The 15,552-nt window shown below is 24.4% G+C and carries 10 protein-coding genes and 1 pseudogene; 8 read left to right on the forward strand and 3 right to left on the reverse strand.

The annotated features are described in order from the left end of the window. Positions 1-3: 3 nt before the first annotated feature. The 4 genes from alaS to H0H50_RS00230 are packed head-to-tail and all read left to right on the forward strand — an operon-like array spanning position 4 to position 7,857. Positions 4-2,670 (forward strand): alanine--tRNA ligase, encoded by a 2,667-nt coding sequence (alaS, locus tag H0H50_RS00215; RefSeq protein ID WP_185867178.1) that lies wholly within the window; start codon positions 4-6, stop codon positions 2,668-2,670. A gap of 53 nt (positions 2,671-2,723) precedes the next feature. Beyond that, entirely contained in the window at positions 2,724-5,468 is a 2,745-nt protein-coding gene (locus H0H50_RS00220; protein WP_185867179.1) for a 2-oxoglutarate dehydrogenase E1 component, read from the forward strand. A 10-nt stretch (positions 5,469-5,478) separates the two neighbouring features. Then, entirely contained in the window at positions 5,479-6,693 is a 1,215-nt protein-coding gene (gene odhB / locus H0H50_RS00225; RefSeq protein WP_185867180.1) for a 2-oxoglutarate dehydrogenase complex dihydrolipoyllysine-residue succinyltransferase, read from the forward strand. A gap of 33 nt (positions 6,694-6,726) precedes the next feature. Next, entirely contained in the window at positions 6,727-7,857 is a 1,131-nt protein-coding gene (locus tag H0H50_RS00230) for an ABC transporter substrate-binding protein (RefSeq protein ID WP_185867181.1), read from the forward strand. On the opposite strand, the gene H0H50_RS00235 is transcribed toward H0H50_RS00230, so the two are convergent. The 3 genes and pseudogenes from H0H50_RS00235 to H0H50_RS00245 all read right to left on the reverse strand — a co-directional run bounded on the left by H0H50_RS00235 (position 7,854) and on the right by H0H50_RS00245 (position 9,770). Beyond that, on the reverse strand, positions 7,854-8,414 hold the full coding sequence (locus tag H0H50_RS00235; RefSeq protein ID WP_185867182.1) for a hypothetical protein: 561 nt from the start codon (positions 8,412-8,414) through the stop codon (positions 7,854-7,856). The two genes, H0H50_RS00230 and H0H50_RS00235, sit on opposite strands and share 4 nt — an antisense overlap. 11 nt (positions 8,415-8,425) lie before the next feature. Then, positions 8,426-9,085, reverse strand: coding sequence for an alpha/beta hydrolase (locus tag H0H50_RS00240; RefSeq protein WP_185867183.1), 660 nt, complete (start codon positions 9,083-9,085; stop codon positions 8,426-8,428). A gap of 8 nt (positions 9,086-9,093) precedes the next feature. Then, positions 9,094-9,770 (reverse strand): annotated as a pseudogene (locus H0H50_RS00245) (ABC transporter ATP-binding protein). 77 nt (positions 9,771-9,847) lie between these two features. Between H0H50_RS00245 and sucC the strand changes: the two are divergent. From sucC to H0H50_RS00265, 4 genes are all read left to right on the forward strand, one after another. Then, positions 9,848-11,047 (forward strand): ADP-forming succinate--CoA ligase subunit beta, encoded by a 1,200-nt coding sequence (gene sucC / locus H0H50_RS00250; RefSeq protein WP_185867184.1) that lies wholly within the window; start codon positions 9,848-9,850, stop codon positions 11,045-11,047. Positions 11,048-11,070: 23 nt separating this feature from the next. Then, positions 11,071-12,687, forward strand: coding sequence for an AAA family ATPase (locus H0H50_RS00255; protein WP_185867185.1), 1,617 nt, complete (start codon positions 11,071-11,073; stop codon positions 12,685-12,687). A 114-nt stretch (positions 12,688-12,801) separates the two neighbouring features. Continuing rightward, positions 12,802-14,919, forward strand: coding sequence for an ATP-dependent Clp protease ATP-binding subunit (locus H0H50_RS00260; protein ID WP_185867186.1), 2,118 nt, complete (start codon positions 12,802-12,804; stop codon positions 14,917-14,919). After that, positions 14,916-15,551, forward strand: coding sequence for an endonuclease III domain-containing protein (locus tag H0H50_RS00265; RefSeq protein ID WP_185867187.1), 636 nt, complete (start codon positions 14,916-14,918; stop codon positions 15,549-15,551). Before H0H50_RS00260 ends, H0H50_RS00265 begins: the two co-directional genes overlap by 4 nt. The last annotated feature ends 1 nt before the right edge of the window (position 15,552 follow it).

Consider the following 15,552-nt stretch of genomic DNA (forward strand, 5'->3'; position numbering starts at 1 on the left):
ACAATGAGATATAAATTAATTAAAGACACTTTTCTCAATTTTTTTCAAAAAAAAAAACATAAAATCATTTCTTCTTTTCCCATTTATTCAAAAAGTGATCCTACTCTTTTTTTTGTTAATGCCGGAATGAATCCTTTCAAAGATTATTTTTTAGGGCATGTAAAACCTATACATACGAGAATAGCAAATATTCAAAAATGTTTGAGAGTAACTGGAAAACACAATGATTTAGAAAATGTAGGATTTGATAATTATCATCATACTATGTTCGAAATGTTAGGAAATTGGTCTTTTGGTGATTATTCAAGAAAAGAAACTATAGAGTGGGCTTGGGAATTATTAATTAAAGTATATAATATTCCCAATCAAAATATTTATGTATCTATTTTCATTGGAGATAAAAAAGATGAATTACCCATGGATCAGGAAACTTTCAGATATTGGAAAACTTTAATTAACGAAAATAATATTCTATTTTTTGGAAAAAAGGAGAATTTTTGGGAAATGGGATCAACAGGTCCTTGTGGGCCTTGTTCAGAAATTCATATAGATTTACGTAACGAAAAAGAAAAAAAAATGTTACCTGGAAAATACCTTATTAATAAAAAACATCCTAAAGTAATAGAGATTTGGAATCTCGTTTTTATAGAATTTATGCGTAAGTCAAATGGAACATTAGAAAAACTTTATACAAAACATGTTGATACAGGAATGGGATTGGAAAGATTATGTATGGTTTTGCAAGGAAAAATATCCAGTTATGAAACTGATATTTTTTATCCTATTATTAAAAATATAAAAGATTATTTAGGAAATATTTATCAAGACGATTTTCATCAAAGGATCTCTATACGGGTTATAGCTGATCATTTAAGAGCTATTGTTTTTTCTATTTCAGATGGACAACTTCCATCGAATAATGGAGCAGGTTATATAATAAAAAGAATACTCAGAAGAGCCATTATTTTTGCTAACCGTTTTTTAGCACAAAAGGAACCTTTTATTTATAAATTCGTAGATTCTTTAGTGATAGAAATGAAAAGTTCTTTTCCAGAATTGGAAAATAAAAAAAAATACATACAAGATATCATTAAAGAAGAAGAGTTATCTTTTTTCAATGTGATTGAAAAAGGAAGTAAAAAAATTCAATATATAATCGATCAATATAAAGAAAAAAATGAAAAAATTATCGATGGAAAAGAAATTTTTCAATTATACGATACTTATGGTTTTCCTATGAAATTATCTAAAATATTGGTTGAAAAAAATAATCTGTTCATTGATGAAAAATCATTTCAAAAAAAATTATTAGAACAACAAGAAAGATCAAAAAAAGAAAGTAATTCAATCATTAAAAATGATTGGATAAAAGTACATGATAATTTTTATGAAAATTCAAATTTTATAGGATATGATTTTACAGAGTGTAATATTTTTATATTAAAATATAGAGAAGTAGAAAATAAATTAAAAAAAACACATTATTATGAATTAGTTTTTTCTAAAACTCCTTTTTATCCGGAAGGGGGTGGTCAATTGGGAGATACCGGAATTATAAAAAATAAAATTGATGAAATTTATATTTTTGATACTCAAAAAGAAAATTCCATTATTATACACTCTGTTGAAAAACTACCTTCAGATATTTTTGCTTATTTTAAGGCTATAGTAAATAAAAATAGGAGAGAAAAAATAGAAAAAAATCATACTTCTACCCATTTATTACATTTTGCTTTGAAAAAAATTCTAGGAAATCATATTCAACAAAAAGGTTCTTATGTAGGAGATGATTATCTAAGATTTGATTTTTCTCATTATAAAAAAATAACTATTAAAGAATTACATCAGATAGAAAATTTAGTTCAAGAATTAATTTTTTCTGATATTTTTTTAAAAACAAAAATATATTCTTCTTTGCAAGAAGCTAGAAAAAATGTTTCTTTTAGTGAAATAGAAATATTTGAATATAAATATAAACAAGAAGTTAGAGTTGTCACTTTTGGAGAATCTTCTGAATTGTGTATTGGGACTCATGTTCAACATACTGGATTAATTCAAATTTTTGAAATCTTATCAGAATCTTCTGTATCACATGGAATACGTAGAATTAAGGCCATAACTTCAAAAAAAGCAGTTCAATATTTGAAATATATTCGTGATCAGTATCAATCTTTAAAAGAGATAATGAAATATCCAGAATCTCCTATAAAAAGTTTTTCAATTTTACGAAATTCTAATGAAAAATTAAAACAAGAAATATCAAAAATTAATTTACAAAAAATTAAAATATTAAAAAAAGAATATACTTTGAAAGCCATTCAATTATCTTCTATAAAATATATATGTGAAATTGATTTTGATGAAGAAAAAGAAATCAATATTATGAGGAGAATTGCCTTAGATTTAAGATATGAAATTCATAATTTATTTATGGTTATAGGATTTGTAAAAAATGAAAAAGTAATTATTTTTATATCTATTTCTGATTTTATTATTAATAATAATAATGTTCATGCTCATAAAATAATATGTAAAATAGCTTCTCATATAAACGGAAAATATTGGGGAAATTCTTCTTTTGCTACTGCTATGGGAACAAAAAAAAATGAATTGAATTTAGTGATTGAAAAATGTAATAGTATATCAAAATTATTTACAAATAAAAAATAAACTTTGATAGATATTTAAAATGTTTAAATTTGAAATAAAAAAACAGTATATGTATGAATGATAGATATTCTTTTCTAAATGCTATTCATTTTAAAGATATAGAATTTCTATATAATAAATATAAAGAAAATCCTAATTCAATAGAATCAAGTTGGAGTGCCTTTTTCCATGGATTTGATTTTGGTAAAGAAAACAATGAAAACGTTACAAAATCAGAATCAGAATCAGAAATTGATATCAACGATATCATACAAAAAGAATTTTTAGTATATAATTTAATTCAGGCTTATCGAAAAAGAGGTCATTTCTTCACAAATACAAATCCTATACGAAAAAGGAGGATCCATTTTCCTTCTTTAAATTTGGATAATTTTGGATTATCTGAAAAAGAATTAGATATATCTTTTGAAGTTGGAAAGATAATAGGAATAGGAAAAACATCATTAAGAAATATAATTAATCACCTAAAAAAAATCTATTGCGGTTCTATAGGAATTGAATACATGCACATTTCTGATTATGAAAAAATTAATTGGATTGAAAAATGGTTTAAAAAAAATAAATTACAATTTTTTCCGGAAGAAAAAAAATTTTTTTTGAAAAAATTAAATGAAGCAATTACTTTTGAAAATTTTATTCATACCAAATTTGTAGGACAAAAAAGATTTTCTATTGAAGGAAATGAATCCATATTACCTGCATTGGAAGAAATGATAGAATATACAGCTGATAAATATCTCACTGAAGATTTCATAATTGGAATGTCACATAGAGGTCGTATAAATATACTTTCTAATTTTTTTCAAAAAAATTACTCTCAGATATTTAGTGAATTTCAAGGAAAGGAATATAAAGAAAAAACTTTTTCTGGCGATGTTAAATATCATTTAGGATTTTCAAAAATAAGAACAACTAGAAAAGGCCGATATATTAAAATGAATTTAGTTCCTAATCCTTCTCATTTAGAATCTGTAGATGCCATTGTGGAAGGAATTACCCGTGCAAAAATAGATATGATTTATAATCAAAATAGTAATTCCGAAAAAATTATTCCCATTTTAATTCATGGAGATGCGGCGTTATCCGGTCAAGGAATTGTATATGAAGTTCTTCAATTATCTCAATTAAAAGGATATAAAACTGGAGGAACAATTCATATCGTCATTAATAATCAAATAGGATTTACCACAGATTATACTGAAGGTCGTTCCAGTGTATATTGTACTGATATAGCTAAAACCCTTATGCTACCAGTATTACATATTAATGCAGATGATGTAGAATCTGTTATCCGAGCTATTTATTTTGCTGTAGACTTTAGAATGCGTTATCATGAAGATATTTTCATAGACTTATTGGGATATAGAAAATATGGACACAATGAAGGAGATGAACCGAGATTTACTCAACCTTCTTTATACAAAGCTATCTCCAAACATACTAATTCTTACAATTTATATAGAAAAAAATTGGAAAAAGAAAAAGTTATTAGTCATGATGACGTAAAAAATATGGAAAAAGAATATGAAAACGTTCTTAATACAAAATATAATGAAGCAAGTAATATTAAATGGAACGTATTAAATTCTTTTTTAGAAAAAGAATGGAGAAATTTTCCTATAGTATCTAATAATGAAGAAATTTTTAAAAAGGTAGATACACAATTTTCAATAGAAAAAATTAGAAAAATATCCAATCAAATTTTTTCTCTTCCCAAAAATAAAAAATTCTTTAAAAAAACAAAATTCATTTTTCAAAAAAGATTAGAAATGATTAAAAAAGAATTAGTTGATTGGAGTATGGCAGAATTATTAGCATATGGAACGCTTTTGTACGAAGGAATTCATATTCGTTTATCAGGAGAAGATGTAGCAAGAGGAACGTTTTCTCAACGTCATGCTGTTGTAAAAACAGAAGAAGAAGAAGAAATTATTACTCTTAATCAAATCTGTACAGAACAAGGTAAAATACAAATATTTAATTCACCACTTTCAGAATATGGAGTTTTAGGTTTTGATTATGGATATGCCATGTATTCTCCTCATGTTTTAACTTTGTGGGAAGCTCAATTTGGAGATTTTGTAAATGGAGGGCAAATTATAATAGATCAATATATTTCTTCTGGAGAAAATAAATGGAAAATTAGAAATGGAATTGTATTATTACTTCCTCATGGATATGAAGGACAAGGACCAGAACATTCTTCTGCGCGTATTGAACGTTATTTACAACTTTGTGCTAATAATAATCTATTTGTAGTTAATTGCACCACTCCAGCTAATTTTTATCATCTTATAAGAAGACAAATGAAATTAAAATATAGAAAACCTCTGATAGTTTTTACTCCTAAAAGTTTGCTTAGAAATATGAAATGTTTATCTACCATAAATGATCTCGCAACAGAAATGTTTCAGGAAATATTGGATGATCCTTATATCAAGGACATAAATAAAATAAAAAAATTAATTTTTTGTTCTGGTAAGATGTATTATGAATTATTAAATAAAAAAGAATCTATTCAAGATGATAAAACCGCATTAATTCGTATAGAACAAATATATCCATTAAAAGTGGAAAAAATTAAGGAAATTATTGATAAATATAAAAATAAAAAAGAAATTTTTTGGGTACAAGAAGAACCAGAAAATATGGGTTTATGGAGTTTTATTTTAAGAAAATTGGGAAATATTATCTCATTCCATTTAATCGCTCCATCTGAAAGTTCTAGCCCGTCTACAGGATCTTATCCTGATTTTTTAAGAATTCAAAACAAAATATTAAAAGAAGCTTTTCTTTAAAATTTAAATTATGATAGTAAAGGTAAAAGTCCCCTCTCCAGGAGAATCCATAACAGAGGTAGAAGTTTCCGCATGGCTTGTAAAAACTGGAGATTATGTTAATAAAGGTCAGACAATAGCCGAAATAGATTCGGATAAAGCTACTTTAGAAATTTCTGCAGAAGAGAATGGAATAATAACCTTAATGGTAAAAAAAGGAGAAAAAATACGAGTTGGAGATACTTTATGTTCTATCGATTCTTCTAAAGAATATCTGATTACAGAGGATAAATATAAAGAAAAAGATAATATTGAAAAAACCTCTTCTATAAATTTTAAAATTCCTTCTCCAGCTTCAAAAAAAATTTTAAAAGAAAAAAACATTTCTATTGAATCTATTCAAGGTACTGGAAAACATGGTAGAATTACAAAATCAGATTGTATTTTTCATTTAGAAGAAAATAATACTCCTTTCGTTTCTAATACGAGTATAGGTAGAACTATTACAACATATAGATCGAAAACAATAACTCCTCTTTCTTCTTTAAGAAGAAAACTTTCAGAAAGATTAGTTGATGTAAAAAATAAGACAGCTTCTCTGACTACATTTAATGAAGTAGATATGCAAGAAATTTTTTTTATAAGAAAAAAATATAAAGATCTTTTTAAGAAAAAACATGGAGTTAATTTAGGTTTTATGTCTTTCTTTACTTTATCTTGTATTAGGGCTTTAAAACTTTATCCAGATGTTAATGCTATGATTAATGAAGGAGAAAAAATTAATTTTGAGTATTATGATATTAGTATTGCTATATCTGGACCTAAAGGATTAATGGTTCCCGTAATTAGAAATGCTGAACATTTATCATTTAGAGGAATAGAAGAAGAAATATTCAAATTATCAACTCGTGTTTATAATGGAACGATCTCTATAGATGAAATGACAGGAGGAACTTTCACGATTACTAATGGAGGAATTTTTGGATCTATGCTATCTACTCCGATTATAAATCCACCACAAAGTGCTATATTAGGAATGCATAAGATTATGGAAAGACCTGTAGTAATTAATGGATCCATTGAAATACGTCCTATAATGTATTTAGCTTTATCCTATGATCATAGAATTATTGATGGAAGAGAATCTGTAGGATTCTTAGTGTCTGTAAAGGAATCCTTAGAAAATCCTATAAAATTATTGATGGGAGGAAGTGAAGAAAATATTAATAAGAAATTAGAATTATAAATTTTAATATAAAAATGATGGAAATTTTTTAACATGAAAAAAACTTTTATCATTCTTTTTTCTTTTATCATTTTATTAGGAGGTGTAAAAAACCAAAAATCTGAATATAATCAAGAAAAAATCATCATAAAAAAAAAAGAAGATAAATCATATCACACAAAACCTATTAACATTATATTTATGCTTCCTTTATTTTTTAGTTCTACAGAAATAAATCAGGAAAATAAAAAACTTAGTGATCATGCTTTTTCCTTTTATCTTGGATCTAAAACTGCTATTGATTTTGTTCTTTTATTGAAAAAAAAACAAAAAATTAATATTCAAATATTTGATACTAAAAATGAAAGAAAAAGGATTACTAATTTTATTCATTCATATGATTTATCTAAAATTCATGCTATTATCGGACCTTTTTTTCGTTCTTCTTTAGAAGAAGTAGCTAGAAATAATAAAAGAATACCTATTATTTCTCCTTTTATATCTTCTGATCATTTAGATTTTTATCCTAACATTATTCAAGCTGAAGCAAAAGATATTTATCTAATAGAACCGATTTTAAAAGAAATAAAAATTATTCATCAAAAAGAAAAAATAAAAAAATTATATCTGTTAGGAGAAGATCCATCCAAAAAAATTACAAATTTCATAAAAAATAAATTGTTACAATGGAATCTTCATTTTCAAATTTATTATTTAAAAAATAATTTTTCCAATATTATTAATAATACACCTTTTTTTGCTGTTTTTTTGGGAGGAAATTCTCTTTTAGGAAAAGAGTTTATTGAATTTATTAAAAGATTTCCAATAAACAAAATTATTCCTTTTGGAATAGGTTATAATAATATTTATTATAAAAATATTTCCTTGTTAAAAGAGTATAAATTCTTATTTACAAGTAGGTATCATTTCAATAAGAATGATGAAAATAAAAAAAAAATGTTCTTTTTCATGAAAAAAAAACTTGGAGATAATCTAAATAAATACCAGTTATTAGGATTTGATTTATCTTATGATATATTATATAGGCTTATTGAAAATAACAATTTATTTAAAATAATAAATAAAAAATCTTTTTCAGGATTGGTAAGTAAATATGAATATCATAAAATTTCTGATGAAGAAGGATATATCAATAGAGGATTATGGATTATTCGTTTACGCTAGAATTTTTTTCTAATATAAGGATTAGGTCTATTTATATTTCCTATATTTATTTTTTTCATTTGTATTTTGATGATTTGAATTTGATCGTGCAATAAACCAGAAATATCCATTTTTTTTGCTTCTAATAATAAAAATTCAGCTCTTTTTTTGTTTCCTTTTGACAAAGAAGCTATTGCCAAATTTAATTTAGCAATAGCTATATTTTGTTTAAATTTCAATCCTAAATCTAAAGCCTTTTTCATATAATTTTCTGATCTAAAAATGTTATTTTCTGAGTACAAAATTCCATTCAAAAAATAATAATAAGCTATTTGATTTTTAGTCAATTGTAATTGAGGGTTTTTAATATATCCTAAATATTTTTTTAATCCTTTCATGTCTTTTTTTCTTATTTTAAGAAAGGCTAATAATAAAAATTCATTTCTAAAAATGAAGAAAATAGGGATTAAACTTAATAAAAATAAAATATATCCATATAAATAATTTTTAAAAAAAAACGAAAAAATAGATCCCAATAAAATAAATATAAATAATATCATTTTTGAATGTTTACTCATAATTCAAATTTTTATTCAGAATGTTTTTCTTTAATCCAATTAATAAGATCTTGATAGTTGAAATCATTCAAGGTATGTCCAGACTCATACTCTTTATAAAATAAAGAAAGTATTTTTTTTTGTTTTAAAAATTTTAATCCTTTTTTTACCCAATTCACGGGAATTATGGAATCATATTTACCATGAGATATAAAAAATTCTAAATCAGTAATATGATTCATTTCTTCTGGCAAAATATTATTTTCTAAATATCCACTTAAAGCAATTACTTTTTTTATTTTATCAGAATTTTTCAATGCTATAGCGTAGCTTAAAATAGCACCTTGGCTAAACCCACATATCCATACTGGATTCTTTTTTAATTTATACTCTTTAATAGCTTCATTTATAAAAAATGATATTTTTTCAATAGTTTTTTTAGCCTGTATTATATTAATGAATTTTTTTTCATTATCAAAATCTATATCATACCAAGAATATTGATCTGCTCCAATAGAATAAATACCCTGAATACTAATTATGAAAAAATCTTCTGGAAGATCTTTTTCAAAAGAAAAAAGATCTCTTTCATTGCTTCCATACCCATGAATCATTAAAAAGAGTGTGTTTTCATTTTTATTTACGGATTTTTTTATGATATGTTTAAGAGAAAGTTTGTTTTTTAAAAGCATAAATATTTTTATTTATAAACCTTGTATACAATTCCATTTTCTATTTTTAATTTTTCATCAGCCATATCTGCTAATTCTAGATTATGAGTGACAATTAAAAAAGTTTGTTTTAATTTCTGGTTTAGAAAAGAAAAAAAATTATGTAATTTTTTTGCATTTTTTGCATCTAAATTACCAGAAGGTTCATCTGCAAAAATAATTTTTGGATCATTAATCAAAGCCCTTGCTACAGATAATCTTTGTTTTTGTCCTCCAGATAATTCTTCTATTTTTGAATTATTATACTTAGATAAATTTAATTTTTTTAATAAATTTATAGCTTTTTTTTTTACATATTCTTTATTTTTTTTGTAAATAAAACCTGGTAAACAAACATTTTCTAACACAGTAAATTCAGTAAAAAGTTGAGGAGTTTGAAATATAAATCCTATTTTTTGATTCCTTAAAAGGGAAAGTTCTTTATCTGTTAGAGATAATATTTCTTTTTTGTTAATTTTTATAACAGTTTTTATTTTTTTTTTATCGTTGGTTTTTCTAAAGTTCCTAAAATATGTAATAAAGTACTTTTTCCCGCTCCAGACTCTCCCAATAGACACACCATTTTTCCTTCTTTAACCTTTATATTTACTCCTTTTAAAATTTCGTCTTTTCCAAAAGATTTGTAAATGTTTTTAGCCTGAATCATTTTTTTGTAATTTTAAAAATTATTCCTTTCAAAAATAAACGAATTTTAGTTTAAATTTACTATTAAAATTATTTTCAATGAATTTACATGAATACCAAGGTAGAGAAATATTGAATTCTTTATCAATTCAAGTTCCTGAAGGAATCCTCGCTTCTTCTCCAGAAGAGGCTGTAAAAGTAGCCAAAATTCTTTTTGAAAAAACTAAAAAAAATTCTTTAGTTATCAAAGCTCAAATTCATGCTGGAGGACGAGGAAAAGCTGGTGGTATTCAAATTGCAAAAAATTTGGATGAAGTTTACGAAAAATCAAAAAATATTTTAGGAAAATTTTTAATAACCTCTCAGACTTCTAATCAAGGTAAATTGGTTAAAAAAATATTGTTATCTGAAGATATTTATTGTTCTGAATGTACTCCACCTGCAGAGTATTATTTATCCATATTATTAAATCGTGATATAGAAAAAAATATAGTTTTATACTCTAAAGAAGGAGGAGTAGATGTAGAAAATGTTTCAAAAAAAGATCAAAATAAAGTATATACAGAAATAATAGACCCTATGTTAGGGATTCAATTATTTCAAACTAGAAAAATTGGGTTCAATTTAGGGATACATAATAATGAATCTTTGAAAAATTTTAGTATTTTTTTATTATCACTTTATAAAGCTTATATGAATTATGATGCTTTACTATTAGAAATCAATCCTATGATAATAACATTTGATAAAAAAATTATACCAGTTGATATAAAAATAGTTTTAGATAATAATGCATTGTTTCGTCATAAAAAATATGCTTTAATACGTGATAGAGATGATATGGATTCAATCGAAAAAGAAGCTAATGAAGCTCAATTAAACTTTTTAAAATTGGAAGGAAATGTAGGATGTATGGTCAATGGAGCTGGATTAGCAATGGCAACTATGGATATGATTAAATCTTACGGAGGAGTTCCCGCTAATTTTCTAGATATAGGTGGATCTGCTGATAGAGAACGTGTAGAAAAAGCTTTTTATCTTATATTAAAGGATAAATCTGTAAAAACGATATTAATAAATATATTTGGAGGAATTGTACGTTGTGATACGGTTGCAAAAGGAATTATAAATTCTTATTATAAAATTAATCAAGATATTGAAATTCCTATAGTTGTTCGTTTACAAGGAACGAATGAAAAAGTAGCAAAAGAATTAATGACAAAAAGTTTGCTTCCTATTTATTCTACTGATACTTTAAAGGAAGCTGCTGAAAAAATTCAAGAAATTTTGCATGTGTAATATGTGGAAAATAATATTGATTTATGAATAAAGTTTTTTCTGTATTATCTGATAAATATAAGCCTTTGAAATGGAATGAAGTAATAGGACAAAAAGATATCATTTTTATTTTAAAAAAAGCAATACAAGAAAATCGTTTATCTCGAATTTTATTTTTCTTTGGTCCAAAAGGAATAGGAAAAAATACATGTGCACGAATTTTATCGAACGAATTAAATTCTTTTTCAGATTCAGAATTAAGAGATTTTTCTTTAAATAGATTTGAGATTAATGGAATTTTTAATAATTCATTAGAATATTTTTATAAAATTATTAATGAATCTCGTTTTATTCCTAGAGTAGGAAAATATAATGTATTTATTATTAATGATGTACATATGTTTTCTCAATGTATTTTCAATTCTATTCTAAGATTCATAGAAGAGAAACATCCACATATATTATTTATTTTTTGTGGTACAGAAGAAAAAAAAATTCCCAAATTTATTCTATCGTATTGTCAAGTATATGAATTCAAAAGTATTTCTACAAAAGAAATTTTTTTACATTTAAAAATGATTGCTACAAAAGAAAATATAGAAATAGAAAATGAAGCATTATTGATTTTGTCCAAATATGTAAAAGGATCTATTAGTAAAGCTCTTTATTTATTTGATAAATTGATTTTATATAGTGAAAAAAAAATATCTAAAGAATTTCTAATTAAAAAATTAGGGATTATTGACATAGAATACTATTTTAAACTAGTAGATTATCTTTTAGATAAAAAAATATATAAAATATTCATTTTATTAGATAAAATATTACAAAAAAAGATGAAATCTTATGATTTTATCATAGGTTTAATCAAACATTTTAGAAATTTATTTTTTTCTAAAAATTATGAAACATCTTATCTTTTGAATTTCAAGAAAGAGATATTGTCATCTTATATTGCACAATCAAAAAGAATATCTTATTATTTTTTAATAAATGCTTTAAGTATTTGTATTCGTTTGAAAAACGAATATGAAAAATTCAATAAAAATTCTAGATTAACAATAGAAATTTATTTAATACAATTGTCATATTTATTTGATTCCTATAAAAATTATTTTTTCTTAGAAGAAGAAAAAGAAAATGTAAAAATTGAGTTTTTACAAAAAAATTGGATAAAATTCATACATAAATTTTATGGAAAAATAAATCCTATTTATTTATATTTTTTAAAAAACGAAATACAATTTCGAGTAAAAAAAAATAAAATATTTTTTATTATACCCGATAAATTAAAAAATCGTGGTTTTTTATTGATTAAAACACATTTTGTAAAATATTTTAAAGAAAAATTGAATAACACACATTTAGAATTTGAAATAGTGAAAAAAAATTCGAATGCAGAAATAGTGAAAAAAAATTCGAATGCAGAAATAGTGAAAGAAAATTCGAATGCAGAAATAGTGAAAGAAAATTCGAATGCAGAAATAGTGAAAGAAAATTCGAATGCAGAAATAGTGAAAGAAAATTCGAATGCAGAAATAGTGAAAGAAAATTCAAGTGCAATAGAACAATATCATCTTTTATATAAAAAAAATAAATTAATAGAAACATTAATAGAACGATTAAATTTGAAAATATCTTCTTCGGAAATACAAGAATAAAGAATAGAAAAAAAATTTTATCAATGATTCTTTTTGTTTGCAGAATATTTCTATTTAAATTATTCTAAGATGTTTTATCTTTTTTTTAGAAAATACTTTTAATGATTTTAATTTATGATTTATCATTATTCATCAAACAGTAGAAAAAAAATTTTTTTCTATTCTGCTTATTCCGATGAAGATATTGAAAATGAAAGTTCTGCTTCTTCTTATGGATCTGGAGGGAGTGGAACAGGTTCTGGTTATTATGGAGGAACTTCAATAAGGAGTAGAACTCCTGTTTTAGATAATTTTGGAAGAGATTTGAATTCTATAGCGATGGAAGGAAAATTAGATCCAGTGGTAGGTAGAGATAAAGAAGTTGAACGTGTTTCTCAAATATTGAGTAGAAGAAAAAAAAATAACCCTCTTCTTATAGGAGAACCTGGGGTAGGAAAATCTGCTATTGCCGAAGGATTAGCATTGCGTATTGTGCAGAAAAAAGTTTCTAGAGTTTTGTACAATAAAAGAGTCGTTGTATTAGATTTAGCAAGTTTAGTTGCTGGAACTAAATATAGAGGACAATTTGAAGAAAGAATGAAAGCCATTATAAATGAATCAGAAAAAAATGCAGAGTTAATTCTTTTTATAGATGAAATTCATACTATGATTGGAGCAGGAGGTACTACAGGTTCATTAGATGCTTCTAACATATTTAAACCTGCTTTAGCAAGAGGATATATTCAATGTATTGGGGCTACTACACTCAATGAATATAGACAATATATAGAAAAAGATGGAGCTTTAGAAAGAAGGTTTCAAAAAATCATAGTGCAACCTTCTTCTGAAGAAGAAACTATAGAAATTTTAAAAAAGATAAAAGGAAAATATGAAAGTCATCATAACGTTATTTATACAAAAGAAGCAATAAAAGCTTGTGTAGATCTTACCGTACGATATATTGTAGATCGTTTTTTACCAGATAAAGCAATTGATGCTTTGGACGAAGCAGGATCTCGTGTTCATATTAAGAATATAAAAGTTCCACAAGAAATAGTTCTTTTGGAAAAAGAATTGGAAAGTATTAGAGAAGAAAAATCTAAAGTAGTAAAAAGTCAAAAGTATGAAGAAGCTGCACGTTTACGTGATACAGAAAAACGTATAGAAAAACAATTAATAAAAGCTCAAAAAGAATGGGAAGAATCTTCTAAAAAAAACAAAGAAATTGTATCCGAAGAAAATGTTGAAGAAGTGGTATCTATGATGAGTGGAGTTCCAGTAAATAAAATAGCTCAAGCTGAAATGAAAAAATTGAGCAAAATGATAGATATATTAAAAGAAAAAATAGTAGGACAAAATGAAGCTGTGAAAAAAATAGTAAGAGCTGTTCAAAGAAATAGAACTGGATTAAAAGATCCTAATTCTCCTATAGGTTCTTTTATTTTTTTAGGACAAACAGGTGTGGGAAAAACATATTTAGCAAAAATTTTTGCTAAAGAATTGTTTGATTCAGAAGAATCATTAATTAGGATAGATATGAGTGAATATATGGAAAAATTTTCTGTATCTAGATTAATAGGAGCTCCTCCAGGTTATGTAGGTTATGAAGAAGGAGGACAATTAACAGAAATTATACGTCGTAGGCCTTATTCTGTAATATTATTGGACGAGATAGAAAAAGCACATCATGAAGTATTTAATATTTTATTACAAATATTGGATTATGGATGTGTAACAGATAGTATTGGAAGAAAAATAAATTTTAAAAATACCGTTATTATTTTTACTTCAAATACGGGAACACAACAGTTAAAAGAATTTGGTCAAGGAATAGGTTTTCACACTCAAGCAAGAAAACTTAATAATTATATTAAAAATGTATTGGAACAAGCTTTAAAACGAACTTTTTCTCCTGAATTTTTAAATAGAATAGACGATATTATTATTTTTAATTCTTTAACAAAAGAAGATATATCAAAAATAACTTGTATTGAATTGAAAAAAATAATTCTTCATGTATCCAATTTAGGTTATGAATTAACACTGTTTCCTGAAGTAAAAGATTTTATTCAAAAGAAGGGATTTGATCAAGAATATGGGGCTCGTCCTTTAAAAAGAGTTATAGAAAAATTTATAAAAAATCCCATATCGGAATATATAATTAGCGAAAAATTAAAAAAAGGAGATCAAATTTCATTAAAAATGAATGCAAAAAATGACGATATAAAAGTTGAGATTCATAAGAATATATGAATTTTTTTTCAAAGAAAATAAAAATTATTGAAAATATATTAGATTTTTTATATCCTAATCCAACCAGTACTTTGTATTATATCAACGAATATTCTTTACTTATATCCATAATACTAACTGCCAGAAGCAAAGAAAAAAAAGTAAATGAAATAACAAAATTTTTATTTACAAAGATTGAGACTCCCATGGATATAATTCGTTTTTCTATTGAAGAAATAAAAAATATTATAAAAAATATAGGACTTTATAACAAAAAATCTAAAAATATTTATGATTTATCGAATATTTTAATAAATAAATATAATGGAATTATTCCTAAGAATATTTTGGAATTAAAGTCTTTACCCGGAGTGGGAGATAAAACGGCATCTGTTTTTTTATCTTATGTATCCGATCAATATTTATTTCCTGTAGACACTCACATTCACAGAATGATGTTTCGTTGGAAATTGAGTAATGGAAAAAGTGTAAAACAAACAGAAAAAGATGCAAAACGTGTTTTCAAAAAACAAAATTGGAAAAAATTACATTTTCAAATTATTTCTTATGCTAAAGAATATTCTCCATCTCAAAGATGGAATTTAAAAAAAGATATTATTTACAAAGAATTATTCAATAATAATTTATTATAAA

The sequence above is a fragment of the Blattabacterium cuenoti genome (genome assembly GCF_014252015.1).
GTDB classification, from domain to species: Bacteria; Bacteroidota; Bacteroidia; order Flavobacteriales; family Blattabacteriaceae; genus Blattabacterium; species Blattabacterium cuenoti_U.